The organism is Mesorhizobium sp. P2_E6, assembly GCF_056403835.1.
In genome coordinates this window covers 271293-295626 of sequence record NZ_JBFUEQ010000007.1, presented here as the reverse complement: position 1 = coordinate 295626, position 24334 = coordinate 271293, and the positions used below count along the sequence as shown (strand labels likewise).

General features: G+C 63.8%; 20 protein-coding genes. 15 read left to right on the top strand and 5 right to left on the bottom strand.

Annotated elements, in window-relative coordinates; all coding sequences use genetic code 11:
• Window positions 1–32: 32 nt before the first annotated feature.
• Window positions 33–1892 (bottom strand): peptidoglycan L,D-endopeptidase MepK, encoded by a 1860-nt coding sequence (locus AC1D08_RS19775; RefSeq protein WP_457151435.1) that lies wholly within the window; start codon window positions 1890–1892, stop codon window positions 33–35.
• Window positions 1893–2385: 493 nt separating this feature from the next.
• Complete coding sequence (locus AC1D08_RS19770) at window positions 2386–3927, bottom strand: sigma-54-dependent transcriptional regulator (protein ID WP_457151436.1); 1542 nt, start codon at window positions 3925–3927, stop codon at window positions 2386–2388.
• A gap of 178 nt (window positions 3928–4105) precedes the next feature.
• Here AC1D08_RS19770 and AC1D08_RS19765 point away from each other — a divergent pair, with 178 nt between their 5' ends.
• From AC1D08_RS19765 to AC1D08_RS19740, 6 genes are all read left to right on the top strand, one after another.
• Window positions 4106–5938: a M3 family oligoendopeptidase gene (locus tag AC1D08_RS19765; RefSeq protein ID WP_457151441.1), complete on the top strand. Its 1833-nt coding sequence runs from the start codon at window positions 4106–4108 to the stop codon at window positions 5936–5938.
• A gap of 374 nt (window positions 5939–6312) precedes the next feature.
• The gene (locus AC1D08_RS19760; RefSeq protein WP_457151437.1) at window positions 6313–7068 is read left to right on the top strand and encodes a proton-conducting membrane transporter; all 756 of its coding nucleotides are present in this window, start codon (window positions 6313–6315) and stop codon (window positions 7066–7068) included.
• Between the two features lie 203 nt (window positions 7069–7271).
• The gene (locus tag AC1D08_RS19755; RefSeq protein ID WP_457151438.1) at window positions 7272–8417 is read left to right on the top strand and encodes an aminodeoxychorismate synthase component I; all 1146 of its coding nucleotides are present in this window, start codon (window positions 7272–7274) and stop codon (window positions 8415–8417) included.
• A complete protein-coding gene (locus AC1D08_RS19750) occupies window positions 8366–9028 on the top strand; it encodes an aminotransferase class IV family protein (protein ID WP_457151439.1) in 663 nt (220 codons plus the stop codon). Before AC1D08_RS19755 ends, AC1D08_RS19750 begins: the two co-directional genes overlap by 52 nt.
• 13 nt (window positions 9029–9041) lie before the next feature.
• Window positions 9042–9329, top strand: a complete 288-nt coding sequence (locus AC1D08_RS19745; protein ID WP_477423789.1) for a YciI family protein — start codon at window positions 9042–9044, stop codon at window positions 9327–9329.
• A complete protein-coding gene (locus tag AC1D08_RS19740; RefSeq protein ID WP_477395349.1) occupies window positions 9326–10258 on the top strand; it encodes a heme-dependent oxidative N-demethylase family protein in 933 nt (310 codons plus the stop codon). Before AC1D08_RS19745 ends, AC1D08_RS19740 begins: the two co-directional genes overlap by 4 nt.
• A gap of 6 nt (window positions 10259–10264) precedes the next feature.
• On the opposite strand, the gene AC1D08_RS19735 is transcribed toward AC1D08_RS19740, so the two are convergent.
• On the bottom strand, window positions 10265–11143 hold the full coding sequence (locus tag AC1D08_RS19735) for a LysR family transcriptional regulator (protein ID WP_457154081.1): 879 nt from the start codon (window positions 11141–11143) through the stop codon (window positions 10265–10267).
• Between the two features lie 108 nt (window positions 11144–11251).
• On the opposite strand from AC1D08_RS19735, the gene AC1D08_RS19730 reads away from it, so the two are divergent.
• The 8 genes from AC1D08_RS19730 (at window position 11252) to AC1D08_RS19695 (ending at window position 20228) form a co-directional block, all read left to right on the top strand.
• A complete protein-coding gene (locus tag AC1D08_RS19730; RefSeq protein WP_095084564.1) occupies window positions 11252–11998 on the top strand; it encodes an SDR family NAD(P)-dependent oxidoreductase in 747 nt (248 codons plus the stop codon).
• Between the two features lie 184 nt (window positions 11999–12182).
• Window positions 12183–13628, top strand: a complete 1446-nt coding sequence (locus tag AC1D08_RS19725) for a homospermidine synthase (RefSeq protein ID WP_095084565.1) — start codon at window positions 12183–12185, stop codon at window positions 13626–13628.
• A gap of 87 nt (window positions 13629–13715) precedes the next feature.
• Complete coding sequence (gene omp10 / locus AC1D08_RS19720; protein ID WP_457154080.1) at window positions 13716–14093, top strand: outer membrane lipoprotein Omp10; 378 nt, start codon at window positions 13716–13718, stop codon at window positions 14091–14093.
• A gap of 192 nt (window positions 14094–14285) precedes the next feature.
• Window positions 14286–16211: a 5'-nucleotidase C-terminal domain-containing protein gene (locus AC1D08_RS19715; protein WP_477423787.1), complete on the top strand. Its 1926-nt coding sequence runs from the start codon at window positions 14286–14288 to the stop codon at window positions 16209–16211.
• Window positions 16212–16349: 138 nt separating this feature from the next.
• Complete coding sequence (gene hemH / locus AC1D08_RS19710; protein WP_457150795.1) at window positions 16350–17414, top strand: ferrochelatase; 1065 nt, start codon at window positions 16350–16352, stop codon at window positions 17412–17414.
• A 52-nt stretch (window positions 17415–17466) separates the two neighbouring features.
• Window positions 17467–18681 carry an NAD(P)/FAD-dependent oxidoreductase gene (locus AC1D08_RS19705; RefSeq protein WP_457150796.1) on the top strand — a complete coding sequence of 405 codons (1215 nt, stop codon included), beginning with the start codon at window positions 17467–17469 and terminating at the stop codon, window positions 18679–18681.
• Window positions 18682–18799: 118 nt separating this feature from the next.
• Window positions 18800–19750 (top strand): SPFH domain-containing protein, encoded by a 951-nt coding sequence (locus AC1D08_RS19700; protein WP_095084570.1) that lies wholly within the window; start codon window positions 18800–18802, stop codon window positions 19748–19750.
• 13 nt (window positions 19751–19763) lie between these two features.
• Window positions 19764–20228 carry an NfeD family protein gene (locus AC1D08_RS19695; protein ID WP_457150797.1) on the top strand — a complete coding sequence of 155 codons (465 nt, stop codon included), beginning with the start codon at window positions 19764–19766 and terminating at the stop codon, window positions 20226–20228.
• Window positions 20229–20232: 4 nt separating this feature from the next.
• On the opposite strand, the gene AC1D08_RS19690 is transcribed toward AC1D08_RS19695, so the two are convergent.
• The gene (locus AC1D08_RS19690; protein ID WP_477423784.1) at window positions 20233–21234 is read right to left on the bottom strand and encodes a KpsF/GutQ family sugar-phosphate isomerase; all 1002 of its coding nucleotides are present in this window, start codon (window positions 21232–21234) and stop codon (window positions 20233–20235) included.
• Between the two features lie 229 nt (window positions 21235–21463).
• Here AC1D08_RS19690 and AC1D08_RS19685 point away from each other — a divergent pair, with 229 nt between their 5' ends.
• A complete protein-coding gene (locus AC1D08_RS19685) occupies window positions 21464–23254 on the top strand; it encodes an outer membrane beta-barrel protein (protein ID WP_457150799.1) in 1791 nt (596 codons plus the stop codon).
• 157 nt (window positions 23255–23411) lie between these two features.
• Here the strand turns inward: AC1D08_RS19685 and galU are convergent, their stop codons facing one another.
• Window positions 23412–24317: a UTP--glucose-1-phosphate uridylyltransferase GalU gene (gene galU / locus AC1D08_RS19680; RefSeq protein ID WP_457150800.1), complete on the bottom strand. Its 906-nt coding sequence runs from the start codon at window positions 24315–24317 to the stop codon at window positions 23412–23414.
• Window positions 24318–24334: the final 17 nt, after the last annotated feature.

Genomic DNA, 24334 nt, shown 5'->3' with positions numbered 1-24334 from the left:
GCCCGACGCGGCTTTGTTGATCGACTGGTCGCTTACTTGGTCTGGAAGCGGGCGACCGACAGGAACTTGACTGCGTTGCCGGTGAAGCGGTTGGCATCGGCCATCTGGTCGCCCGACTGGAAGCCAGCCGTGTAGACCTCGCTCGGCGGCGTATGCACGATGCTGTAGGCGTAGCCCGGTGCTGTCGTGGCGCTTGAAACGGTGGCGACATGTTCGCCGCTGGTCAGCGCCCAGCGGGCGGCCTGCGGCGCGGCGGCAACCACCATGGCCTTGGGACCAGGCTTCAAGTCGCGGGCGGTGGCTCTCGATTCCTTGCGGGTCGTCTTGACGCCAGCGCCGATCGCGGCGGCCGGATCGGTGCCGGCCGGGCGGGCAACGACAGCCTCACGCGGCGATGCGGCATCGGCGCCCGACGGATCGTTGAAAGCCGAACGCGCCTGGGACAAGGACAAGGAAGCGACCTGGTACGCGTCGGCCGCAGCACCGGCCCGGGCATTGGCCTCGTCGAGCACGGCCTTCACCTCGTCCGGCCTTGCTACGTCGGGCCGCGCGCTGGGCAGCGCCGAGAGGGCGTCGGTCGCGGCGCTGCCGCGCTCAGCCGTATCCGCCAGCGCCATCAGCACGTCCTTGCTGGGCGGCGGCGCCAGAGCGGCCGGCAGCGAATCGTCGGGGCGCCATGTCGGCAACGGTACGTTGTTGACGGCGACCTGTGCGGGGGCCGGGGCCGGAGCGGCCGACGGATCGGCCATGCCGAAAGGCACGTTCGCCGGCGCATGTGCTGTCGCCACGGCCTGCTCGGTGGTGGTTGCCGCATCCGAGGTCGCTGTCGCATCCGCCATGGCGAAAGGAACGTTCTCAGGCGACTGGGCACCGACATCAGCCTTCGGCCGCGGTGCAAAATCAGGCAGCGGAATGCTGCGGGCCGGCAGCGCCGCGATGATCGTCTCCGGCGTATCCTTTTCCGGCTCCGGAGCCTGCTCCTCGGCCACCTGCGGAATCTCCGCGCGCTTGGCATTCTCCGGCGCCACGATGGCGATGCCCGGGAGGTTGCTGGTCTTGGCTGTCGCGGCCGGCTGCAGATTTCTAGCCTTGGGCGGAGGTGCCGCCGAAGCGGTCTCGACATCGGCGCTGTCGTCGGCCTCGTCGTCGCCGCCGCCGCCAAAGAAAGCCGACAGGAACCCACCTGATTTCTTGCTGCTGCCGCCGGCGCTGGCCAGTTCGATGGCCGGCGCGCCTGCACCCTTGCGCGCCTTGTAGGAGGCGAGCGCCTGCTCAAAGCCTGGCAGCGGCCTGCCGTCGCTCGGCACATGCAGCGTCTTGCCATTGGGGAACAGGCTCACCAGCTCCTGCCGGCTGATCCCGGGCCAGTGACGCACATTGCCGACATCCATATGGACGAACGGCGAACCGGATGTCGGATAGTAGCCGACGCCGCCACCCTGCATCTTGAGGCCGATGTTGCGCAGCTTCTTCAGCGGCACGCCGGGAATGTAGAAGTCCATCGCCTTGCCGAGCATATGCTGGCTCTTCTCGGCGACGCCTCTGCTGCGGCTGCGCAGCATCGAGTTCGTCGACGGCGAGCGATAACCGCAGACGACCTGGATGTAGTCCGTGGCACCGCTTTCCCGATAGGCTTCCCAGACCAGATCCAGCAGGCGCGGATCCATCTTGGTCGGCTCGTTGCGGCGCCAGTCGCGCAGGATGATGTTGATCTTCCTCAGACCCTCCGGAACGTAGCGGCCATTGCGCTTGTAGACGATCTCGGCCTTCTCGTGCGTATGGAGGTGATAGAGCTTCAGCGAACGTGTTTCGGCGCTGGCGCCAGTTGCAGCCGCGGCAACAAAACCAAATGCGACAATCAACGCCGCCAGCCATTTCGGCCAGACGCTCACGTGATGGTGCCGCCCGTTTGTGTGTCGTTCGATTCTGTTCAAATCAAAAGGCCCTGCAGGCTGCCGTTTGTCCCCGGATTTGTCCAAACGGATGTGTCGTTATCACATCCGAATATCGATCCTAATGGTTAATCATCGCTTATTGAAGCCAAAATGCGGTAACACCGTGGCGATATCCCGTCAAAAATTGTTCACCGGTTTTCTTGGTAAACCGCTGGTTTAGATCATGTTTCCGCCTTTGCTCGAAACACGATCTGTTACCGCTAGCCTTAATGCGTGAACAGGCCTGTCCATAGGCCTGCCACATTCCCGCCGAAACCCGATATAGGGCGGATTCTGGCATTGGAAGCTGGCTCCGGCCTTGCGTCCGAAGCATGAATCCCGAACCGAAGCTCGGCAAAGCGATGGTGGAAACTGGTTTTCGGGAGAGATTATGCGCTCCAGGGTGTGTCGAGATTGAGGTCAGGCTGGCATCACCTGATTCTCAACACACCTAGGAAGCGAGCCGGTCGACGCGGCCGGTCTCCGGGTCGATGCCGTATTCCTTGAGCTTCCGGTAAAGCGTCGAGCGGCCGATGCCGAGGCGGCGGGCGACTTCGCTCATCTGGCCGTTATAGTGGTCGATGGCGAGCTTGATCATCTCGAGTTCGACATCGGCCAGAGCGCGCACATTGCCGCGTTCGTCGAGCGCCCGCAACGTGCCGAAGCGAGGCTGCAGCCTGGCCAGCGGATCGGGCTCAATCGCCAAGACAGCCTCGCCTGACGAGACTTCCTCCTCGCCCGGCTCCGTGTCCAGCGGCAAGGACGCAGACGGCGAAACGCCGTCGGCGTCGAGATTGACCGTGCCTTCCACCTGCGCCCGGATCTGCGGGAAGTCCTCGGTGGTCAGCACATCGCCTTCGCAAAGCACCGAGGCCCGGAAGACGGCATTTTCGAGCTGCCGGATGTTTCCCGGCCAGTCATAGGCCTGCAGCACAGCAAGGGCCGCAGCAGAAATCCCTTGCAGGCGATGACGCGGGTCGGCTGGCGCCACCTTCTCCATGAAATGCTTGACCAGATAGGGGATGTCGTCGCGGCGGTCGCGCAGCGGCGGCACGAAGATCGGGTAGACGTTCAGCCGATAGAACAGATCCTCCCGAAACTTGCCGTCCTTGACCTGCTGCAGGAGGTTGCGGTGCGTCGCCGAAATCAGCCTGATGTCGACCCTGACGGTCGAGCGTCCGCCGACCGGGTCGACCTCGCCGTCCTGCACGGCGCGCAGCAGCTTGACCTGCACGTCGAGCGGCAGGTCGCCGATCTCGTCGAGAAACAGCGTTCCCGAATGCGCCTCGACGAACTTGCCGGTGTGCTTCTCGGTGGCGCCGGTGAACGAGCCCTTCTCATGGCCGAACAGGATCGATTCGACCAGATTGTCGGGAATGGCGCCGCAATTGACGGTGACGAAGGGTTTCGAGCGGCGGTCGCCGCTGCCCTGGATGGCGCGCGCCACCAGTTCCTTGCCGACGCCGGACTCGCCCTCGATCAGGATCGGGATGTTGGATGCCGCCGCCTTCTGGCCGAGGCGGATCACCCTGTCCATGGCCGGGCTGTGCGTGACCATGTCCTTGAAGGTCAAAAGCCCGCCACGCCGGCGCGACGTACGCTTGACCTCGCCCTCGACCGCCTCGACCTTGAGCGCATTGGCGATCGACGCCTGCAGCCTGTCGGGAGAGGCCGGCTTGACGACGAAATCGAAGGCGCCGTGACGCATTGCCGAAACCACGGTCTCGATGCCGCCCTGGGCGGTCTGCACGATCGTCGGGACATTTATGTCGCGCTCGCGCATCGCCTTAAGCACGCCGATGCCGTCGAGACCGGGCATGACCAGATCGAGGATGACCACCGAAACTTGGCGGGCGCCGGGCCCGTCGAGGACATCGAGTGCGGCCGCGCCGCCGTCGACGACGGTTGCCGCATGGCCGAACCGCGTCACGGCTGCTTCGAGCAGCCGGCGCTGCACGGGATCGTCATCGACTATGAGTATGGAACCTGTCATGACTGGTACGACTATGCCCGCCCGAGGAATTCTGCCCTGTGGACCATCTTGGCACAGGGTTCTAAATAAGGTTTCAAAAAACCCGGTGAATGAATTCCTTAGGATTTGACCGGCTTCTCGTTTCCCCTTTGAACCTCGGCCACGGAAGGTATCGGCGATGCACATGGTTTCTGGGCACATGGTTTCTGCTCGGCGGCTAACGGCGCCAGCCTCCGGTCAGGGCGCCGCCGAGCTTGGCGACCTGCCGGAATGGAACCTTGCCGATCTCTATGCCGGCATGGAGGCGCCGGAACTGAAGCGCGACATCGCCAAGGCCGCAGCCGACGCGATCAGCTTCGAGACCCGCTGGAAGGGTACGCTGGCCGCCGAGGCCGAGCGTGGCAGCGCCGGCAGGCTGGGCGAGGCGCTTGTCGCCTACGAGGCCCTGGAGGAACTAATTGGCCGCATCGTCTCCTATGCCGGGCTGGTCTATGCCGGAAACACCGCCGACCCGCAGCGCGCCAAGCTCTATGGCGACATCCAGGAGAAGATGACCGACGCCAGCGCGCACCTTCTGTTCTTCGCGCTCGAACTCAACCTGATCGATGACGGCGCGATCGAAGGCGCGCTTGCCGGCGATCCCGCATTCGGCCACTACCGGCCCTGGGTGCTCGATCTGCGCAAGGACAAGCCCTACCAGCTCGAAGACCGCGTCGAGCAGCTTTTCCATGAGAAATCGATCACCGGACGCGGTGCCTGGAACCGGTTGTTCGACGAGACGATGACCGACCTTCGCTTCGATATAGACGGCGAGGAATTGACGCTCGAGCCGGCGCTGAACCGCTTGCAGGATGCCGACGGCGACGTGCGCCGGCAGGCGTCCGAGGCGCTGGCAGCGACCTTCCGCAAGAATTTGCGAACCTTCACGCTGATCACCAACACGCTGACCAAGGACAAGGAGATTTCCGACCGCTGGCGCGGCTTCGAGGACATCGCCGATTCACGCCACCTCGCCAACCGCGTCGAGCGCGGGGTGGTCGATGCCCTGGCATCCGCCGTTCGCGACGCCTATCCGCGCCTGTCGCACCGCTATTACCAGATGAAGGCGCGCTGGCTGGGCATGGAGGTGATGAACCACTGGGACCGCAATGCACCGTTGCCGGATACGCCGCAGGCGATTATCGGCTGGGACGAGGCCAGGAACACCGTGCTCTCCGCCTATCAGCGCTTTTCGCCCGACATGGCGGAAATCGCGCGAACCTTCTTCGACCGCAACTGGATCGACGCGCCGGTGCGTCCGGGCAAGTCGCCCGGCGCCTTCGCGCACCCGACCGTGCCGTCGGCGCATCCCTATGTCCTGCTCAACTACATGGGCAAGCCGCGCGATGTGATGACGCTTGCGCATGAGCTTGGCCACGGCGTGCATCAGGTGCTGGCCAGCGGCCAGGGTGCGCTGATGGCCTCGACGCCGCTGACGCTCGCCGAGACGGCATCCGTCTTCGGCGAGATGCTGACCTTCCGCTCGCTGCTCGACCAGACCACCGACAGGCGCGAGCGCAAGGCCATGCTCGCCCAGAAGGTCGAGGACATGATCAACACGGTCGTGCGCCAGATCGCCTTCTACGAATTCGAGCGCAAAGTGCATGCCGAGCGCAGGAATGGCGAACTGACCTCCGACAGGCTCGGGCAGTTCTGGCTGGAAGTGCAGGCCGAAAGCCTCGGGCCGGCGATCAAGTTGCGCGAAGGCTACGAGGTTTTCTGGACCTACATCCCGCACTTCATCCATTCGCCCTTCTACGTCTATGCCTATGCTTTCGGCGACTGCCTGGTGAATTCGCTTTACGCGGTTTACCAAAATGCCGAGCGCGGCTTCCAGGACAAGTATTTCGAAATGCTGCGCGCCGGCGGCACCAAGCATCATTCCGAGCTCCTGGCGCCCTTCGGCCTTGATGCCACCGATCCCGCCTTCTGGCAGATCGGGCTTGGCGTCATCAGCGGCCTGATCGACGAGCTGGAAACACTCGACGCTTGAACGCGCCCGTAGGTCTCATCTGCTCGCAAAACAGTCTAGCCGGGACGCATACTGGGACGGCCTATTCTTGGCCCAAATATCCGTTCTTGAAGTACTCTCCATGGAAGTTTTCCGATAGCTTTCCACAAGCCCTATGATAGCCTTCCTTCCAAGCTCAGCCGGAGCGCATGCCGATCGGCGAGGGAAGTCTCAGCCGGCCGCGGCGCCTTGGCGAACGCGACAACGGCCGTTGGCCATGGCAGGCAAAGCCGATCGCCGACAGCTCCAACCGAAGCCGGCTGTTCTGCGAACCGCGGAACCACCATCGACTAGTCCTTTCGCCGAAGGTCATGAACCCATGCCACGGCAGACGGATCTGATTGGAGAGAGAGACAATGGGCACTTTTTTCTACATGCTCCTGGCGTTCCTGGTAGGCGTGTTGGTGGGCTGGTTCCTCTGGGGACGCCTGCGCGGTGAACTCGACAGCTTGCGCGGCGACCTCGACCGCACGCGCAGCGAGCGCGACAGGCTGCGCGCCGACAACGACCGCTTGACCGGTGAGCTCGATGCATGCGGCAAGACCCGCACCGACCTTGAGCGCCGGCTGCGCGAAGCGCCGGCGACGCCAGCCGCAGGAACCGGCGCGGCAAAGGCCGCGAGCCCGGCGCCGGCTGCCCTGATGTCGACGCCAGCCGCGGCCAAATCGGCGCCGGCGGCGGCCAAAGCGGCGCCAAAGAAGCCCGCGGCGGCCAAGGCAGCACCCGGCGCCGCCAAGTCCAGCGCACCGAAGTCCAGCGCCCCCAAGGCCAGCGCTTCAAAGGCGAGCGCCGCGCCAAAAGCGGCAGCACCGGCGAAAGCCACGGCGGCCCAGCCAGCAGCCAAGCCAGCAGCGGGCAAGCCCGACAATCTGCGCCGGCTGATCGGCATCGGCCCGGTCAACGAGAAGCTACTCAAGGCACAAGGTGTCACCAGCTTCGCCCAGATCGCCGCCTGGACAGCCGCCGATATCAAGCGGATCGAGGATGTCATGAACTTCGACGGCCGCATCGCGCGCGAACGCTGGATCGAACAGGCCAAGCTGCTTGCCGCCGGCGACGAGACGGAATTCGCCAAGCAGTTTCCAACAGCGGGAACCGCAAGCAACACCTGATCGGCGAGAGCAGGATCGTTACAAACGGCGGTGCCCGAGGCGCCGCCGTTTGCTTTTGGCCGCAATATCGACCCAGAGGTTGACCCCGGAGGTCGGCCCAGAAGGTCGGCTTTGAGGGGCAGCGTGCCGTTCCCTCGATTGCGCGCGAGCGGCCCCCCATATAGAGCGGTCGACGGCTTCATTGAGCGCAGCATCCGAGTCCCATGTCCCTGCCCGCCGCAATTTTCCGCAATGACGAAAGCGCGCGCGAGCTCGTCTTCGACCGGCCGGCCGACATTATCGTGGCGCATGAGGCAAAGGACTTCCTCCCGGCGCTGGCGGCGGCGCAGGCGGCGCACGACGCCGGCAAATGGTTGGCCGGCTATTTTTCCTATGAAGCGGGTTATCTGCTCGAACCGAAGCTGGTTCCCTTGCTGCCGAAAGGGCGCCGCACACCACTCGTTTGCCTTGGGGTTTTCGATGCGCCGGTCGAAGAGGCGGTGCCGCCCCGCAACGCAGCGGCGACCAATGGCCCGATCTTCGACGCGCGGGCGACATGGTCGCTCGATGATTACGAGAAGCGGTTCTCGCGGCTGCACCAGCACATCAGGCAAGGCGACTGCTACCAGGGCAACCTGACCTTTCCCATTCATGCCCAATGGTCGGGCGACCCGCTCGCCGCCTTCGATGCGCTGACCGAACGCCAGCCGGTGAAATATGGCGCGCTGGTCTCGCTCGGTGATCCCATCGTGCTGTCGCGTTCGCCCGAACTGTTCTTCGAGATCGACGCCGCAGGCATGATCGAGACGCATCCGATGAAGGGCACCGCACCGCGCGGCGCCACCAAGGCTGAGGACGAGCGGCAGAAGATTTTCCTGCGCAACGATGAGAAGAACCAGGCCGAAAACCGGATGATCGTCGATCTCCTGCGCAACGATATCTCGCTGATCAGCGAGGTCGGCACGCTGGACGTGCCGGCATTGTTCCGCATCGAGACCTATCCGACAGTCCACCAGATGGTGAGCGACGTCAGGGCAAAACTGCTGCCGGGTCTCAGCATCCGCCAGGTGTTCGCGGCGCTGTTTCCGTGCGGCTCGATCACCGGCGCGCCAAAAATCCGTGCCATGGAAATCCTGCACGATCTGGAAGGCACGCCGCGCGACGCCTATTGCGGCGCCATCGGCTGGATCGCACCCGGCGGCACGATGCGCTTTTCCGTGGCGATCCGCACCATCTCGCTCTTTTCCGGCGGCGAGGCCGTCTACAATGTCGGCGGCGGCGTCGTCTTCGATTCGACGGCTGAGGAGGAGTATCAGGAGTGTCTGCTGAAAGCGCGCTTCGCGACGGGAACACCGCCGACTTCCAGCTGATCGAGACCATGCGCTGGCAACCCGGCTCGGGCTTCCTGCGCTTCGATCGCCACCTTGCTCGCCTCTATGGCTCGGCAGCTGAACTCGGCTTCGTCTGCGACCCGCAAAGGATCGGCGACGTGCTGGGCAATGCGGTCAGCGGATCCGGCATAGCGTTGCGCACCCGCCTGGCTTTGTCGCGCGACGGCGAAGCGACCGCCTCGGCACAGCCCTATGAACCGCTCGCCGCCGACAAGGTCTGGACGCTGCGGCTGGCGCGCACAAGGCTCGATTCGCACGACACGCTGCTGCGCCACAAGACCAGCCGGCGGCAGCTCTACACGCATGCCCGCGCCGAATATCTCATCACCCAGGCCGACGAGGTGCTGCTGGCCAATGAGCGCGGCGAGATCTGCGAAGGCACCATCACCAACCTATTCGCCGATCTAGGCGATGGTATGCTGGCGACGCCGCGGCTCGACTGCGGCTTGCTGCCTGGCGTACTGCGCGCCGAGCTTCTGGATGAAGGCCGCGCCCGCGAAGCGATCTACAGCTACGGCGATCTGCAGTCGGCCAAGACGATCTTTGTCGGCAATTCGCTGCGCGGCTTGATTCCCGCCAAGCTGGCGTGACCGGGAGAATGCTATGTTCGTCGTTTCGCTGAACTACAAGGTGCCGCTGACCGAGATCGACCGCTTGCAGGCGGCCCATATCGAATGGCTGAAGGCCTGCTATGCGGACGGCATCTTCGTCGCCTCCGGCCCGAAGAAACCGAGAACCGGCGGCATCATCATCGCGCAATGCCCGCGCGAAGTGCTCGACGCCAGGCTGGCAGCGGATCCCTTCGCCATGGCCAACGCAGCCGACTATGATGTCACCGAATTCCTAGCGAGGCTGACCACCGCCGTCCTGGACGATTTCAGGGAAGTATGAGCTTGGCCGGGGCGCTGCCCACCCATACGCCCTATGACGGCTCGTCGAAACTCTTCAGCATCGGCCTGAAGCCGCTCGATCCGGCAGACTGGATCGAGGTCGACGACCTTCTGCTGCCGTATCTCGCCGAGAAGCGCCGGCTCTATGCCGAGATCCCCGAGCGGGTTTTCGTCGAGGAGGACGGCACGCGGGACGCTCAGCAGGAAGTGCTGGAATTGCTCGGCACGCATCTGCCGGACAGATTTCCCGATACCTATCGGCGCACCGACGCGGGCATCGAAGTCGTGGGCATGGAGAGCCATTTCGCCATCCCCGCCGGTCTCGACGGCGCACCGCTCGTCGCCGCCTCGCTGTTGGTCCAGGAAGACCTGATCCTGATGCGCCGTAGCGACAACGGCTGGCGGCTCGTCGCCGGTTCGTTGTGCTTTCCCTCATCCTGGCTGCTGGTCGAGAAGTTCGGCCGGCCGCTGCAGGATATCCACGCGCCGGTGCCGGGCTTCGGTCCGGGTACCCGCCCAGCCGAGCTGATCAACCGCATGTTCGACGGCCTCCAGGGCCAGGCAGTCGAGCGCTTCAACTGGTCGATCCAGGCCGACAATGCGCTCTATCATCCGCTGTCCAATGTCGAGCGCATCGACCGCGCCACCAACCGGCCGACACGCTTCCCCGATGGTGACGTCAGGGCGCACGCCTTCATCCGCGTGGAGCGTCAGACGTTGCGCAAGCTGCCGTCCTCGCGCGACATCCTGTTCACCATCCGCATCCACCTCGACCCGCTCGCCGTGCTGGATCGGCACCCGGACCGGGCGACGCTCGCACTGTCCTTTGCCGCCCAGCTCGAAGCGCTCGATCTCGACCAGCTCGACTACAAGGGCCTGACATCGGACCGCGACCGGCTGATCGAACGATTGAAGACAATGGCCGGCTGAAGCCGGCTACAGGCTGCACGCCAGAAAATCAACGAACGCCCTTGCCCTGACGCTGGCCTTGCGTCCGGCCGGAAACAGCGCCCACAATTCAACGGGCGGCAGCGCCCAGTCGACCAGGATCGGCCGAACCGCACCGCTGCGCAGTTCCGCGTCGAACATCCATTCGGAGCCGACCGTGAAGCCGATGCCGGCAAGTACTGCCTCACGTATCCCTTCGGCGGAAGTCACGCGCAGCCGCCCTTGGCCGGCAAGCGAAACCTCTTCGGCGCCTCGCCGGAATGTCCAGCGATTGGAAGTGCCTGCTCGGACGAAAAGGATCGCCTCGTGCCGCGACAGCTCATCGGGCGCGATGGGTTCGCCCTCGCGTGCCAGGTAGGAGGGCGCCGCCACCACGAGGCGACGACAGGTGGCGATCTTGCGCCCGATTTGAGCGGGGGCGAAGCTTTCACCCAGTCGCAGCATGACATCCACCCCTTCCTCGACGAGGTCGACGTTCCTGTCGTCCATCGCCACCTCGACGTCGAGCCTCGGGTGAGCGTCCAGGAAGGCTTTCAGCCTCGGAACGATATGCAGGCGACCGAAGGTTACCGACGTACCGATGCGCAGCAACCCGGTGAGCGCCGCCGCAGTGCCACGCGCCGCGTTCTCTGCTTCGTCGGCCTCGTCGACCGCGCGCTTGGCGCCTTCATAGAAGCTGAGGCCCGCATCGGTCGGCGAGAGACCTCGGGTGGTGCGCGACAGCAGGCGAACGCCGAGCCGTTCCTCGAGCTGCGCGATGGCCTTCGAGACGGCAGGCTGCCCGACGCGCAAATGCCGCGCGGCCGCCGAGAACGAGCCGGTTTCGATGACCCTTATGAAGGTGTTCATCACCATGAGCCTGTCCATCTATTCCACCTTGGAATTAGTTATATGGCATTACTCACTCTACCTGACCCATCCAGGAATGGCCAATTGGTCGATTGTCAAATCCATCCATCCATTCGGAGAACCAAAATGGGCAAGCTCAACAACAAGGTCGCCATCGTCACCGGCGCCGCGCGAGGCATCGGTGCGGGCATCGCCAAACGGCTGGCGGCGGAAGGCGCCGCCGTCGTGGTTAACTACGCCTCCAGCCGTGAGGCTGCAGAACGCACGGTCAAGGAGATCGTCGCTGCCGGTGGCAAGGCGACTGCGGTTCGGGGTGACGTGGCCGAGGCCGCCGAAGTCGAGAAGATGTTCGAGGCCGCCGAGATCGCATTCGGCAAGCCAAGCATTCTGATCAACAACGCCGCGACCGCCAGCTTTGGCACTTTCGAGGAAGCCAGCGAGGCGGATTATCGGCGGCTCTTCGACACCAACGTACTGGGCACGATCCTGACCACAAAGGCTGCCATGCGCCACTTCCCCGAGACCGGCGGCAGCATCGTCAACATCGGCACGATCTCGAGCTGGAACCCGGTGCCAAACACCAGCCTGTATTCGGCCAGCAAAGCGGCGATCGATACGCTGACGCTTAGCCTGTCGAGAGAACTCGGAGCCCGCAACATCCGTGTCAACATCGTGGCGCCTGGCTATACCCATACCGAAATGACCGAAGGTATGGTTGGCACCGATTTCGGCAATATGCTGATCGCTGGCGTCCCCCTTGGCCAGCGCTTCGGCAAGCCGGACGACATCGCCCCGACGGTGGCCTTCCTCGCCTCGGACGAGGCGGCGTGGCTGACCGGCGAACGCATCAACGCGTCCGGCGGCGCTCGCTGATACGACGCCGGCTTAACATCCGCCATCGGGCGGCCATGGCCTCCCGGTGGCATCGCCGAGCACTTCCACAGCGGCGTTCCCAGGCGTTTCGCTGCTTTTCCCTTTATTGTGACAATGATCTATGGTTTGTCGCGCCGCGGCCAAGCGGCTGTTCCGGAGTGTTTTTTGAGGAGTGCTCGATAAAATGGCGAATGAAAACTGGCCCGTTTATGGTGAGATCACCGGCCCTGTGGTGATGATCGGCTTCGGCTCGATCGGACGGGGGACGCTGCCGCTCATCGAACGCCATTTCACGTTCGACAAGTCGCGCATGACGGTCCTCGACCCACGCGACACCGACCGCAAGCTGCTCGACGAGCGCGGCATCGCCTTCGTCCAGGACGCAGTGACCGAGAAGAACTACAAGAAGCTTTTGACGCCGCTTCTGACCAATGGCGGCGGCCAGGGCTTTTGCATCAACCTATCGGTCGATACCGGCTCGGTGGACCTGATGCGGCTCTGCCGCAAGCTCGGCGTGCTCTACATCGACACCGTCGTCGAGCCATGGCTCGGTTTCTATTTCGATGCCCAGGCCGACAATGCCAGCCGCACCAACTACGCGCTGCGCGAAGCGATGATCAAGGAAAAGCACGACAAGCCCGGCGGCGCGACGGCGGTCTCCACCTGCGGCGCCAATCCCGGCATGGTCTCGTGGTTCGTCAAGCAGGCGCTGGTCAACCTCGCTACCGATCTTGGCCTCGAGTTTTCTGAGCCTACGCAGGATGACCGCGAGGGCTGGGCCAAGCTGATGAAGAAGGCCGGCGTCAAGGGCATCCACATCGCCGAGCGCGACACCCAGCGCGCCAAGAAGCCGAAGCCGATGGCTGTGTTCTGGAACACATGGTCGGTCGAGGGCTTCATTTCCGAGGGCCTGCAGCCTGCCGAGCTCGGCTGGGGCACGCATGAGACGTGGATGCCGAAGAACGCCAAGAAGCACAAGCACGGTTCGAAGGCCGCCATCTACCTGGAGCAGCCCGGCGCCAACACGCGCGTGCGTTCATGGTGCCCGACGCCAGGGCCGCAATACGGCCTCCTTGTCACGCACAACGAGGCGATCTCGATCGCCGATTTCTTCACCGTGCGCTCCAGGAAGGGCAAGGTTCAATACCGCCCGACCTGCCACTATGCCTATCATCCCTGCAATGACGCGATGCTGTCGCTAGACGAGATGTTCGGCGCCGCTGGCAAGCCTCAGCCGGTGCACCACGTGCTCGACGAGAACGAATTGGTCGATGGTGTCGACGAACTCGGCGTGCTGCTCTACGGCCACGACAAGAATGCCTACTGGTACGGCTCACATCTTTCGCTGGCCGACGCGCGCAAGCTGGCGCCCTATCAGAACGCCACCGGTATGCAGGTCACCTCGGCGGTTCTCGCCGGCATGGTCTGGGCACTGGAAAACCCTGAAGCCGGCATCGTCGAGGCCGACGAGATGGACTACAAGCGCTGCCTGGAAGTGCAGTCGCAATATTTGGGACCGGTCGAAGGCCACTACACCGACTGGACGCCGCTCGATAACCGCCCCGGCCTGTTCCCGGAAGACCTCGACCGCAGCGACCCGTGGCAATTCCGCAACATCCTCGTCCGATAGCAGCCCCGTCAGCATGCCTCGTTGCCTTGCAATCGCCCGGAAATCAGGCGATTGAAGGGATGCGGACTGAGGAGAGGATTTTTTAAAATGAACATTGCGCGCAAGATTGTTTGGATGAGCGTTGCGGCAGCCACTGCAGTGGGGCTTGCTGGCTGTACGACCAGCGGCCCGGATGGACCGCCGATGGCGGCTTCGCCGAAAGGCGTCGAAGGCTCCTGGATCGACGCCAAGGGCACCGGCCTTTCGACCTTCGCCAGCGGCACCTTCACGACCGTCGCCACCGACACCGGCCAGAAGCTTGCCGATGGCAGCTACACCATGACCGGCGCCACGTCGGTGCAGATCAATGGCACGTCGCTGATCCGCCAGACCGCGGTCAGCTTCAACTGCCTGATGGTGTCGACAAGCCAGCTCAACTGCACCAGCTCCAGCGGCCAGAACTTCGTGCTGACACGGCGCACCTGAGCCAGCGAGTATTCGGTTCCCCAAGGGGACGGCGGCCATCGGCCGCCGTCCCTTTTTTATGCCGGCAAAAGTCCCCGGATTTCCGCTTGCGTCATCTGGAACGCGATGGGAACATGGTTCCAAACGCCGACTGTTATGTTCCAGTCAAGCAAGAGCGTTAAACGCCTCTGATCAGCCTTCCGGGAGACGAAGATGAAGAAATTTGCCGCCATTGCCGCCCTCTCCGCCTCGACGCTCGCTCTGTCGTCCGGCTCATCCTTTGCCGACTACACGCTGAACATCCTGCACATCAACGACTGGCACAGCCGCATCGAAGGCAACAACAAATATGAATCAACCTGCTCGGCCGATGAGGAGACCAAGGGCGAGTGCATTGGCGGCGCGGGCCGGCTGATCACCGCGATCGCCCAGGAACGCAAGAAGCTGGAAGGCCAGAACGTGCTGCTGCTCAGCGCCGGCGACAATTTCCAGGGATCGCTGTTCTACACGACCTACAAAGGCAAGGTCGAAGGCGAATTCCTCAACGAGATGAAGTTCGACGCCATGGCGCTCGGCAACCATGAATTCGACGATGGCGAGACGGCGTTGGCGCCGTTCCTCGACATGATCAAGTTCCCGGTGCTCGGCGCCAATGTGAAGGCCAACGCGCAATCCAAGCTCGGCGACCGCGTCAAGCCGTCTGTTGTCGTCGAGGTCGGTGGCCAGAAGATCGGCATCATCGGCGCGGTGACCAATGACACCCCGGAACTCGCTTCCCCCGGCCCCAACATCACCATCGAGGACGACGTCAAGTCGATCACCGCCGAGGTCGAGAAGCTGAAGGGCGAAGGCGTCAACAAGATCATCGCCGTGACCCATATCGGCTACAAGCGCGAGCGCGACGTCATCGCCAAGATCCCGGGCATCGACGTGGTCGTCGGCGGCCACAGCCACTCGCTGCTGTCGAACACCGACCCGAAGGCGGAGGGACCCTACCCGACGATGGTCGACAATCCCGACGGCTACAAGGTGCCGGTCGTGCAGGCGGCGTCCTATTCCAAATATCTCGGCGAATTCAAGGTGGTGTTCGACGACAACGGCGTCGTCAAATCGGCCAGCGGCGACCCGATCTTTCTCGACAAGTCGATCACTCCCGACCCGGCTGTGCTCGCCCGCATCAAGGAGCTTGGCGCGCCGATCGAGGCGTTGAAGAACAAGGAAGTGGCCGAGACCACCGACGTCATCGACGGCAGCCGCGAGAACTGCCGCACCCGTGAGTGCGCGATGGGCAACCTCGTCTCCGACGCCATCCTCGACCGCGTCAAGGGACAGGGCGTCGAGATCGTCATCTCCAATGGCGGCGGCCTGCGTGCCTCGATCGACAAAGGCACCGTCACCATGGGCGAGGTGCTGACCGTGCTGCCGTTCCAGAACACGCTGGCAACCTTCCAGATTTCCGGCAAGGACCTGGTGGCCGGCCTCGAGAACGGCCTCAGCCAGATCGAGGACGGCGCCGGCCGCTTCCCGCAGGTCGCCGGCCTGAAATATTCCTTCGACAAGTCGGTTGCGCCCAATGCCGGTCGCGTCAAATCGGTGGAAGTCATGGAAGGCGGCGCCTGGACGCCGATCAATCCCGACAAGGACTACCTCGTCGCCACCAACAACTATGTCCGCCAGGGTGGCGACGGCTACAAGATCTTCGCCGACAAGGCCAAGAACGCCTATGACTACGGTCCGGGCCTCGAACAGGTGGTTGCCGACTATCTCGGCGCGCACCGGCCCTACACGCCAAAGCTCGATGGCCGCATCACGGAGATCGCCGCGACCGTCGCGGCGGCGCCGGCGGCCGAGCCGGCCAAGCCTGCCGAAGCAGCAAAGCCCGCTGAGGCCGCACCGGCCGCGGAACCGGCCAAGCCTGCGGAAGCGGCACCGGCGCCCGCCCCCGCCGAACCGGCAAAGCCGGCAGAGGCCGCGCCGACCGAAAGCAGCCATGTCATCGTTGCCGGCGACACCTATTGGGATCTGGCAAAGAAGGCCTATGGCGACGCGACCAAATGGAAGCTGATCTATGAGGCAAACAAGGGCCAAAGGCCTCATCGGCTTGCGCTTGGCGCAACCCTGACCATCCCGCCAAAGTAACGTCGCTGCGCCTCTTTCAACGACGCGCCCGCCCGGGAAGCCGGGCGGGTTTTTTCGTTGCCTGCTAAGGTGCGGCCAGACGCTGCATTGAAAACTGGCGTGGCATCGCTAGTTTCGCGCCGTATCCGGAGACTAGGTATGACCCTATCCAACCCTGCCGATCCCAAAGCCGCGAAGGCCGGCGGCCCGTTGCCCGCCGGGCATCCGTCGGTCAAGGCTGGCAAGGTCGGGGTCATGCTGGTCAATCTCGGCACGCCGGATGGCACCGATTTCAAGCCGATGTGGCGCTATCTGCGTGAATTCCTGTCCGATCCACGCGTCATCGAGCTCAACAAGGCGATCTGGTATCCGATCCTCTATGGGCTGGTGCTCACCAGGCGGCCGAAGGCGTCGGGCGCCAACTACGCCCGGATCTGGAACCGGGAGAGGAACGAGTCGCCCTTGCGCACCTACACCCGCGCCCAGGGCGAGAAGCTGGCCGAGGCGTTGCGCGACCTGCCCGAGGTCGTGGTCGACTGGGCGATGCGCTACGGCAACCCTTCGACCGCGAGCATCGCCCAGGGGCTGGTCGAAAAGGGTTGCGACCGCATTCTTTCATTCCCGCTCTATCCGCAGTACTCGGCGACCACCACCGCCACCGCCAACGACCAGCTGTTTCGTGCCCTGATGAAGATGCGCCGCGCACCGGCCATCCGCAGCGTGCCGCCTTACTACGATGAACCGGTCTACATCGAAGCGCTGGCGCGTTCGATCGAGCGGCATCTGGCCACGCTGGATTTCGAACCGGAGGTTGTCATTGCCTCCTTTCACGGCATCCCGAAACCCTATTTCGAGAAAGGCGACCCTTATCATTGCCACTGCCAGAAAACGACGCGGCTGTTGCGCGAACGGCTCGGCTGGGATGACAACAAACTGATCATCACCTTCCAGTCGCGCTTCGGCGCGCAGGAATGGCTGCAGCCCTACACCGACAAGACCGTGGAGAAACTGGCCAGGGACGGGGTGAAGTCGATCGCCATCGTCAATCCGGGCTTTTCGGTCGACTGCATCGAGACGCTGGACGAGATCGGCCGCGAGGCGGCCGAGACCTTCCATCACGCGGGCGGCAAGAACTTCGCCCACATCCCATGCCTCAACGACAGCGCCGAGGGGATGGCGGTGATCGAGGCGATGGTACGGCGCGAACTGTCCGGCTGGGTCTGACACCGGAACAACACAAGCTCCGGGGCGTTGTGCAGCACCTCCGGAGACTTTGATGCCTCGCAAACTTGACCTCAGAAGCGGCCGGCCCGTCTGGTCCGCCTACCGGGCGCCTGCTGTCCCGACGGCCGCGCTGACCCGTGACGCCAAGGCTGACGTGCTGATCGTCGGCATGGGCATCAGCGGCGCCATGACGGCCGAGGCGCTGACGGCGCACGGCCATGCGGTGATCTGCATCGACCGGCGCGGCCCGCTGAAAGGCTCGACGTCCGCAACCACTGCTCTCGTGCAGTTCGAAATCGACCAGCCGCTTTCGATACTCTCGAAGATGATCGGCAAGACCTCGGCGGAGCAGGCCTGGCGGCGCTCGCGGCTCGCCGTTTCCAACCTCGCTGCCCGCATTGCCGAACTCGACATCAACTGCAGCCCGAGCCGCAACCCGTCGCTCTATCTGGCGGGCACGCTGCTCGGCCCGTCGGAACTCCGTGACGAAGCCGACGCTCGAAGACAGGCAGGCATCGCCGCGACCTATCTCACGGCGGCACCGCTGGCGGAGAAATTCGGCATCGACCGCGAAGCCGCCATCCTCAGCCACGGCAACATCGCGCTTGATCCGCGCAAGCTGACAGCCGGGCTGCTGCTGAAGGCCTCGCAGCGCAAGGCACGCTTCTATGCTCCCGTCGAAGCGACGGCGATCGAGGACAGTGCCGACGAGGTGGTCGTGGCAACCAGGGATGGGCCCACCATCACGGCACGGCATGTTGTTCTGGCCACCGGCTACGAACTCGTCGACATCGTGCCGGCGGCGGCCCACCGGATCATCTCGACATGGGCGATCGCGACACGCCCGCAACCGCGAAAGATCTGGCCGCGCTCAGCGTTCATCTGGGAGGCGTCGGACCCGTACCTTTACATGCGCGCGACATCAGATGGCAGGGTCGTCTGCGGCGGCGAGGACGAGGACTTTGTCGACGAGACGCGGCGCGACGAGTTGATCGCCGACAAGAGTGCAAGCATCGCCGAAAAACTTGGCCGCCTGTTCCCGCATCTCGACGTCAGGCCGGAATTCGCCTGGACCGGTTCGTTCGGCACCACGACCACCGGCCTGCCCTATATCGGCGCCATTCCCAGGCACCCGCGCATCCATGCCGTGATGGGTTACGGCGGCAACGGCATCACCTTCTCGCAGATCGCTTCCGAGATTGTCTCGGCCTCGATCAACGGGCGGAGCGACACGGATGCAGGGTTGTTTGCCTTCAACCGTCGATAGCAGACCCACAAACAATCCATCATCACCTGATTGTAACGTTCCTGAAACACACTTAAGTCTTTGGTGAAGCCGGCTGCGCGAGAATGGCTTTCGCGGCCTGCCTCTGAGGGAGAGCCAAATGGATTTCAGTGGTTTCGATATTGCGGTCATTGTTCTGGTCGCGCTTGTCGTGCTGGTGCTGTTCAAAGGCATCAAGACAATTCCGCAAGGCTATAACTATACGGTCGAACGTTTTGGCCGTTACACCAAGACACTGAGTCCAGGCCTCAATCTCATCACGCCTTTCGTCGACCGCATCGGCGCCAAGATGAACATGATGGAGCAGGTGCTCGACGTTCCGAGCCAGGAAATCATCACCCGCGACAACGCCATCGTCGGGGTCGACGGCATCGCCTTCTACCAAATCCTCAATGCGGCGCAGGCCGCCTACCAGGTTGCCGGACTGCAGAACGCCATCCTCAACCTGACAATGACCAACATCCGTACCGTCATGGGCTCGATGGACCTCGACGAGCTGCTGTCGAACCGCGACGCCATCAACGAGCGCCTGCTGCGCGTCGTCGACGAAGCCGCGCATCCGTGGGGCATCAAGATCACCCGCGTCGAGATCAAGGACATCAACCCGCCGGCCAACCTCATCGAATCGATGGGCCGCCAGATGACGGCCGAGCGCAACAAGCGCGCGCAGATCCTCGCCGCCGAAGGCCTCAAGCAGTCGCAGATCCTCGAGGCCGAGGGCCGCAAGGAAGCCGCCTTCCGCGACGCCGAGGCGCGCGAGCGTTCTGCCGAAGCCGAAGCGCGCGCCACGCAAGTGGTGTCGGAAGCGATCTCGAAGGGCGATGTGCAGGCGCTGAACTACTTTGTGGCGCTGAAATACACCGAAGCACTTGGCAGGATCGGCACAGCCACCAACAGCAAGATCGTGCTGATGCCGATGGAAGCCTCGTCGCTGATCGGCACGCTTGGCGGTATCGGCGAGATCGCCAAGGAAGTCTTCCGCAGCGATGGCACGGCCGGCGCGCAAAGGCAGGCCGCACGCCCGCCGGTGGTTCGCCCAAGCGAGAACTGAGGGGCATACTCCCATGTTGGACCGCATCATTTCCGAACTCGGCCCGTGGAACTGGATGGTTCTGGGCTTCGTCCTGCTGGTGATGGAAATCATCGCGCCAGGCATCTTCATGCTGTGGATCGGCATCGCCGCCCTGATCATCGGCGCGGTGTCGCTGTTGATCTGGGATGCCGGTTTCTGGACCTGGCAAGTCCAGGTCCTCGCCTTCCTGGCGCTGTCGCTGGTCTCGGCCTATGTCGGCAAGAAGCTGGTCGGTGGTCACGATGATCCGACCGACCAGCCGCTGCTCAACCGGCGCGGCGCGCAGATGGTCGGCAAGATGGCAACGCTAGCCGAACCGATCCGGGACGGGCGTGGCCGCATCAAGCTGGGCGATACGCTGTGGCGTGTCTCCGGCCCGGACCTGCCGGCAGGCACGCAGGTGCGGGTGACGGCTGCGGCCGACACGGATCTGGAACTGACCGTGGAGCGGGTCTGAACGCCTAGGCTGCGCCGATGCGCAGGAGATCGTGCAGGTGGATGAGGCCCACCGGCCGTCTGCCTTCCACCACCATCAGACTGGTGATGGCTGAACTGTTGATCGTCTGCAGCGCCGTTGCCACGAGCGTATCCGGCGACGCCGTTTTCGGTCCTTTTGTCATCACCTCATCCACCGTCATCGCCAGCAGATTGCTGCCGATGTGACGCCTTATGTCACCGTCGGTGATGATGCCGGCCAGCGCGCCGTCGGAGTCGGTGATCGCCACGCAGCCAAATCCCTTGCGCGACAGTTCCAGGATCGCGTCCTGCATGCCGGTGCCCGTGACCACCAGCGGCAGCCTGTCGCCAACATGCATGATCTGGCGGATCTGCGTCAGGTTGGCGCCGAGCTGGCCACCAGGATGGAAAGTACGGAAATGGTCCGGCGTGAAGCCGCGTGCTTCGAGCAGGGCGATCGCCAGCGCATCGCCCATCACCAGTTGCAGCAGCGTCGACGTCGTCGGCGCCAGGCCGTGTGGACAGGCCTCAGGCGCGCGGGGCAGCAGCAGCACCACGTCCGCGGCCCGCGCGAGCGCCGATGTCTCTCCGGCGGTGATGGCGATAAGCGGAATGGAGAAGCGTCTGGAATAGGCGACAATGCCCATCAGTTCCCTGCTCTCACCCGACCACGACATGGCGATGATGGCATCGTCCCTGGCAATCATACCGAGATCGCCGTGATTGGCTTCGGCGGGATGGACGAAAAAGGCCGGTGTGCCGGTCGAGGCCAGCGTCGCCGCGATCTTCGAACCAATATGGCCGCTTTTGCCCACGCCGGTGACGATCAGCCGACCCTCGATCTTCGAGATCATCTCGACGGCCTGGGCGAAAGGCTCAGCCAGTCCGTTCTCGAGTGCCTCGGCAAGGGCCGCGACACCAGCCTGCTCCGTTGCCACCGTTCTCAGTGCCGAAGCGATCGAGGCTTGCCTGTCCAAAGGCTTCTTATTCAGGGATCCCGCATGCATGGCTGATGCGATTAGCGCGTTGCCGCCCGCCTGTCCAACAGAAATGGCCCCACGATGGCTAGGGACAACGACAAGCAGGCAATCAAAAGGCCTAACGCACGCCGCATGAAACCCTTTGGAAATCGGTACTTGAGGCCGCTGACGACCTCCAGCCTCAACCCTCCGTTAACCATCCCCATTTACGGTTCGGTAAGTATGGCGCGCGTGCGCCGCGCAAGCAGTGGTGACGATGTCCGGGGGCCAGCCAGAAAAATCAGGAGGACGAAAGGGCAAGGCTGCCTGCGCCTTGCTGCTGGCGACCAGCATGCTTGCCTTGCTGCGCCCGACGGCGCTCCATGCCCAGGAAACGGAGCTGCGCGGCGAGGTTTCCGAAACGGCAATCCTGTCCGACCAGCAGCGCAAGGCGAGACAGCTGGCTCTGGCAGCCCAAGGCCAGCAGGCTCCGGTCAACGCGGCGCAGGACAATGCGCCGGCACGAACCTACCTGCCGGCCAGCGCCGGCGCGGTGCCTGATGACACGGACGCCGGCGCCGCGACTGCGACCGGCAGCGTGTTCGATCCGCCTTCGGCGACCGACGATGCCTCCGCCGATGCCGCGGCACCGCCAAAACCTCACCGCCGGCCATCGACTGCCAGACAAAGTGCGGCGGATCCGGCCAAGGACAAGGCGACCGGCAAGTCGAGGAAGAAAAAGTCGACGACCGCGGCCACGGACGCCACGACCACGGGCGCCATCACCTCTACGACGGACGACGACACCACCGAAACGGATCAGGAGGCGGCCAACCGCCGCGCCGTCACCATCGACAGCGTCGACAGGCAAGAGCTTGACCGCGGCGCCGAACGCACCGCCTCCATCGAAGGCCAGGACAAGAAGGCCGAGGACGATCCGTTTGCCGCCACCGGCGTCAAATGGGGCTCTTTCGTCATTCGGCCGACGATCGAACAGGGCCTGACCGCCACCTCGAACGGCGATGCGAGCAGTGCCGGCACGTCGGCGCTGCTGTCCGAGACGGCGCTGCGCTTTTCCGCCGCCTCCGACTGGCGCGAGAACTCGGCGACGATCGACGGCTACGGCCTTTTCCGCGAGACCGTGTCGGGCTATTCGGTTCATGATGAGCAGGGCCGCATAGAAGGCCAGCTCAACGTCGACCTCGACAATGAGCTGCGCGCCATCGCCAAGCTCGGTTACGAGGCCGTGCCGGAATCGGCCTCCTCGCCGGACGCCATTGCTGGCGTCAACACGCAGCCGCTGCGGCAGACCGTGGACGGCAGCCTCGGCATCGAGAAGGACGTTGGCAAGATGCGCTATGCGTTGACCGGCGCGGTGACGCACGATTTCTATGGCGACGCCGAGCTTTCGGACGGCACCTCGTTGTCGCAGAAGGACCGCGACTCCACGCTCTATACGGCAACCCTGCGCACCGGCTACGAGATTTCTCCGGCACTCACCCCCTTCACCGAAATCGAGGCCGGTCACCGGACCTATGATCAACGCATCGACACCGATGGCTTCGAGCGCTCCTCGACGCGCCTCGGGGGCCGCGCCGGCCTTGAGCTCGACATGGGCGAGAAGCTGTCGGGCGAATTCTCGGCCGGCTGGCTGCGGGAGGCGATCGACGACGATCGGCTCGAAGTGATTTCAGGGGCGACCGTCAACGCCGACCTCAAATGGTCTCCGGAACGCGGCACCACGATCGGCCTGACCGGCCTGACCACCGTCGAGCCCACGACCATCGCCGGGCAAAGCGGCGATATCCTTTATTCAGGCCGCTTGACGGGCGAGCGGCAGATCCGCGCCAACCTCACCGGAAATGCGGCTCTGGGCCTTGATTGGCGCGATTATGTCGGCGTCGACGGCCATGACAGGACCCTGAGCGCCGAGGCCGGCCTGACATGGTGGCTGAACCGCTATGCCGGCCTCACCACCCGGGTGAGGACCGAAAAGCTGACCAGCAACCTGCCGGGCCGCGACTACACCGCCAACAGCATCTTCCTCGGCGTGAAGGTGCAGCGCTGAGCACTGCGCCAGGAAGCGTATGTCGAGATTCAGATCAGGCCGAGTCGAGAGCGATGGATTCCGAGAACCGGAGCGGAGCGTACGTTGGGTACGTCAGCACCGGAAGCGCAGGAAACCGTCGCTCGCAGGCCGGCCTCACCTGAATATCGACATAGCCTTAGAAAGCGGCGCCGCGACGCTCTGATGGTTTCAGCTCGTCGAGAAGCGTGCGGATGACGCCGGCCATGTTCTCGTTCATGTCGCTGCGCCACAGCGCGAAGGCGACATTGGCCTCGACGAAGCCTTCCGGCGATCCGCAATCAAAGGTACGGCCCTGATAGTGGTAGCCATAGAAGGGCTGCTGCTTTTCCAGCTTCAGCATCGCGTCGGTGAGTTGGATCTCGTTGCCGGCGCCCTTTTCCTGGCCTTCCAGGATCTTGAATATCTCGGGCTGCAGGATGTAGCGGCCGTTGATGTAGAGATTGGACGGTGCGGTGCCGGTCTTCGGCTTTTCCACCATCTCGGTGATGCGGAAGCCGTGATGCGTGTCCTCGCCACGGCCGACGATGCCGTATTTGTGGGCTTCGGCCGGGTCGCATTCCTGCACCGCGATGATGTTGTTGCCGGTTTCCTGGTAGAGCTCGACCATGTCCTTCATGCAGCTCTGTTCCGACTGCATTATCATGTCGGGCAACAAAAGGGCGAACGGTTCGTCGCCGACCAGCTCGCGCGCGCACCAGACGGCATGGCCAAGGCCGAGCGGCACCTGCTGGCGGGTGAAGCTGGTCTGCCCTGGCGCAGGCTGCAGGCGCTGCAGGCGGGCGAGCTGGTCGTCCTTGCCGCGCTGGGCCAGCGTGTCATAGAGCTCGAACTGGACGTCGAAATGGTCCTCGATGACGGCCTTGTTGCGGCCGGTGACGAAGATGAAATGCTCGATACCGGCCTCGCGCGCCTCATCCACCACATATTGGATCACTGGCCGGTCGACGACCGTCAGCATTTCCTTGGGGATGGCCTTGGTGGCCGGGAGAAACCGTGTGCCGAGACCGGCGACCGGGAAGACTGCCTTGCGAACTCTCTTCATGCTGTCAATTATCCATT

Excerpts from the sequence above, each read along its gene's own strand:
- AC1D08_RS19770 (WP_457151436.1), bottom strand. The coding sequence starts at position 3,927 with ATGACAGGTTCCATACTCATAGTCGATGACGATCCCGTGCAGCGCCGG.
- AC1D08_RS19765 (WP_457151441.1), top strand. The coding sequence starts at position 4,106 with ATGGTTTCTGCTCGGCGGCTAACGGCGCCAGCCTCCGGTCAGGGCGCC.
- AC1D08_RS19760 (WP_457151437.1), top strand. The coding sequence starts at position 6,313 with ATGGGCACTTTTTTCTACATGCTCCTGGCGTTCCTGGTAGGCGTGTTG.
- AC1D08_RS19755 (WP_457151438.1), top strand. The coding sequence starts at position 7,272 with ATGTCCCTGCCCGCCGCAATTTTCCGCAATGACGAAAGCGCGCGCGAG.
- AC1D08_RS19745 (WP_477423789.1), top strand. The coding sequence starts at position 9,042 with ATGTTCGTCGTTTCGCTGAACTACAAGGTGCCGCTGACCGAGATCGAC.
- AC1D08_RS19740 (WP_477395349.1), top strand. The coding sequence starts at position 9,326 with ATGAGCTTGGCCGGGGCGCTGCCCACCCATACGCCCTATGACGGCTCG.
- AC1D08_RS19735 (WP_457154081.1), bottom strand. The coding sequence starts at position 11,143 with ATGGACAGGCTCATGGTGATGAACACCTTCATAAGGGTCATCGAAACC.
- AC1D08_RS19730 (WP_095084564.1), top strand. The coding sequence starts at position 11,252 with ATGGGCAAGCTCAACAACAAGGTCGCCATCGTCACCGGCGCCGCGCGA.
- AC1D08_RS19725 (WP_095084565.1), top strand. The coding sequence starts at position 12,183 with ATGGCGAATGAAAACTGGCCCGTTTATGGTGAGATCACCGGCCCTGTG.
- omp10 (WP_457154080.1), top strand. The coding sequence starts at position 13,716 with ATGAACATTGCGCGCAAGATTGTTTGGATGAGCGTTGCGGCAGCCACT.
- AC1D08_RS19715 (WP_477423787.1), top strand. The coding sequence starts at position 14,286 with ATGAAGAAATTTGCCGCCATTGCCGCCCTCTCCGCCTCGACGCTCGCT.
- hemH (WP_457150795.1), top strand. The coding sequence starts at position 16,350 with ATGACCCTATCCAACCCTGCCGATCCCAAAGCCGCGAAGGCCGGCGGC.
- AC1D08_RS19705 (WP_457150796.1), top strand. The coding sequence starts at position 17,467 with ATGCCTCGCAAACTTGACCTCAGAAGCGGCCGGCCCGTCTGGTCCGCC.
- AC1D08_RS19700 (WP_095084570.1), top strand. The coding sequence starts at position 18,800 with ATGGATTTCAGTGGTTTCGATATTGCGGTCATTGTTCTGGTCGCGCTT.
- AC1D08_RS19695 (WP_457150797.1), top strand. The coding sequence starts at position 19,764 with ATGTTGGACCGCATCATTTCCGAACTCGGCCCGTGGAACTGGATGGTT.
- AC1D08_RS19690 (WP_477423784.1), bottom strand. The coding sequence starts at position 21,234 with ATGCATGCGGGATCCCTGAATAAGAAGCCTTTGGACAGGCAAGCCTCG.
- AC1D08_RS19685 (WP_457150799.1), top strand. The coding sequence starts at position 21,464 with ATGTCCGGGGGCCAGCCAGAAAAATCAGGAGGACGAAAGGGCAAGGCT.
- galU (WP_457150800.1), bottom strand. The coding sequence starts at position 24,317 with ATGAAGAGAGTTCGCAAGGCAGTCTTCCCGGTCGCCGGTCTCGGCACA.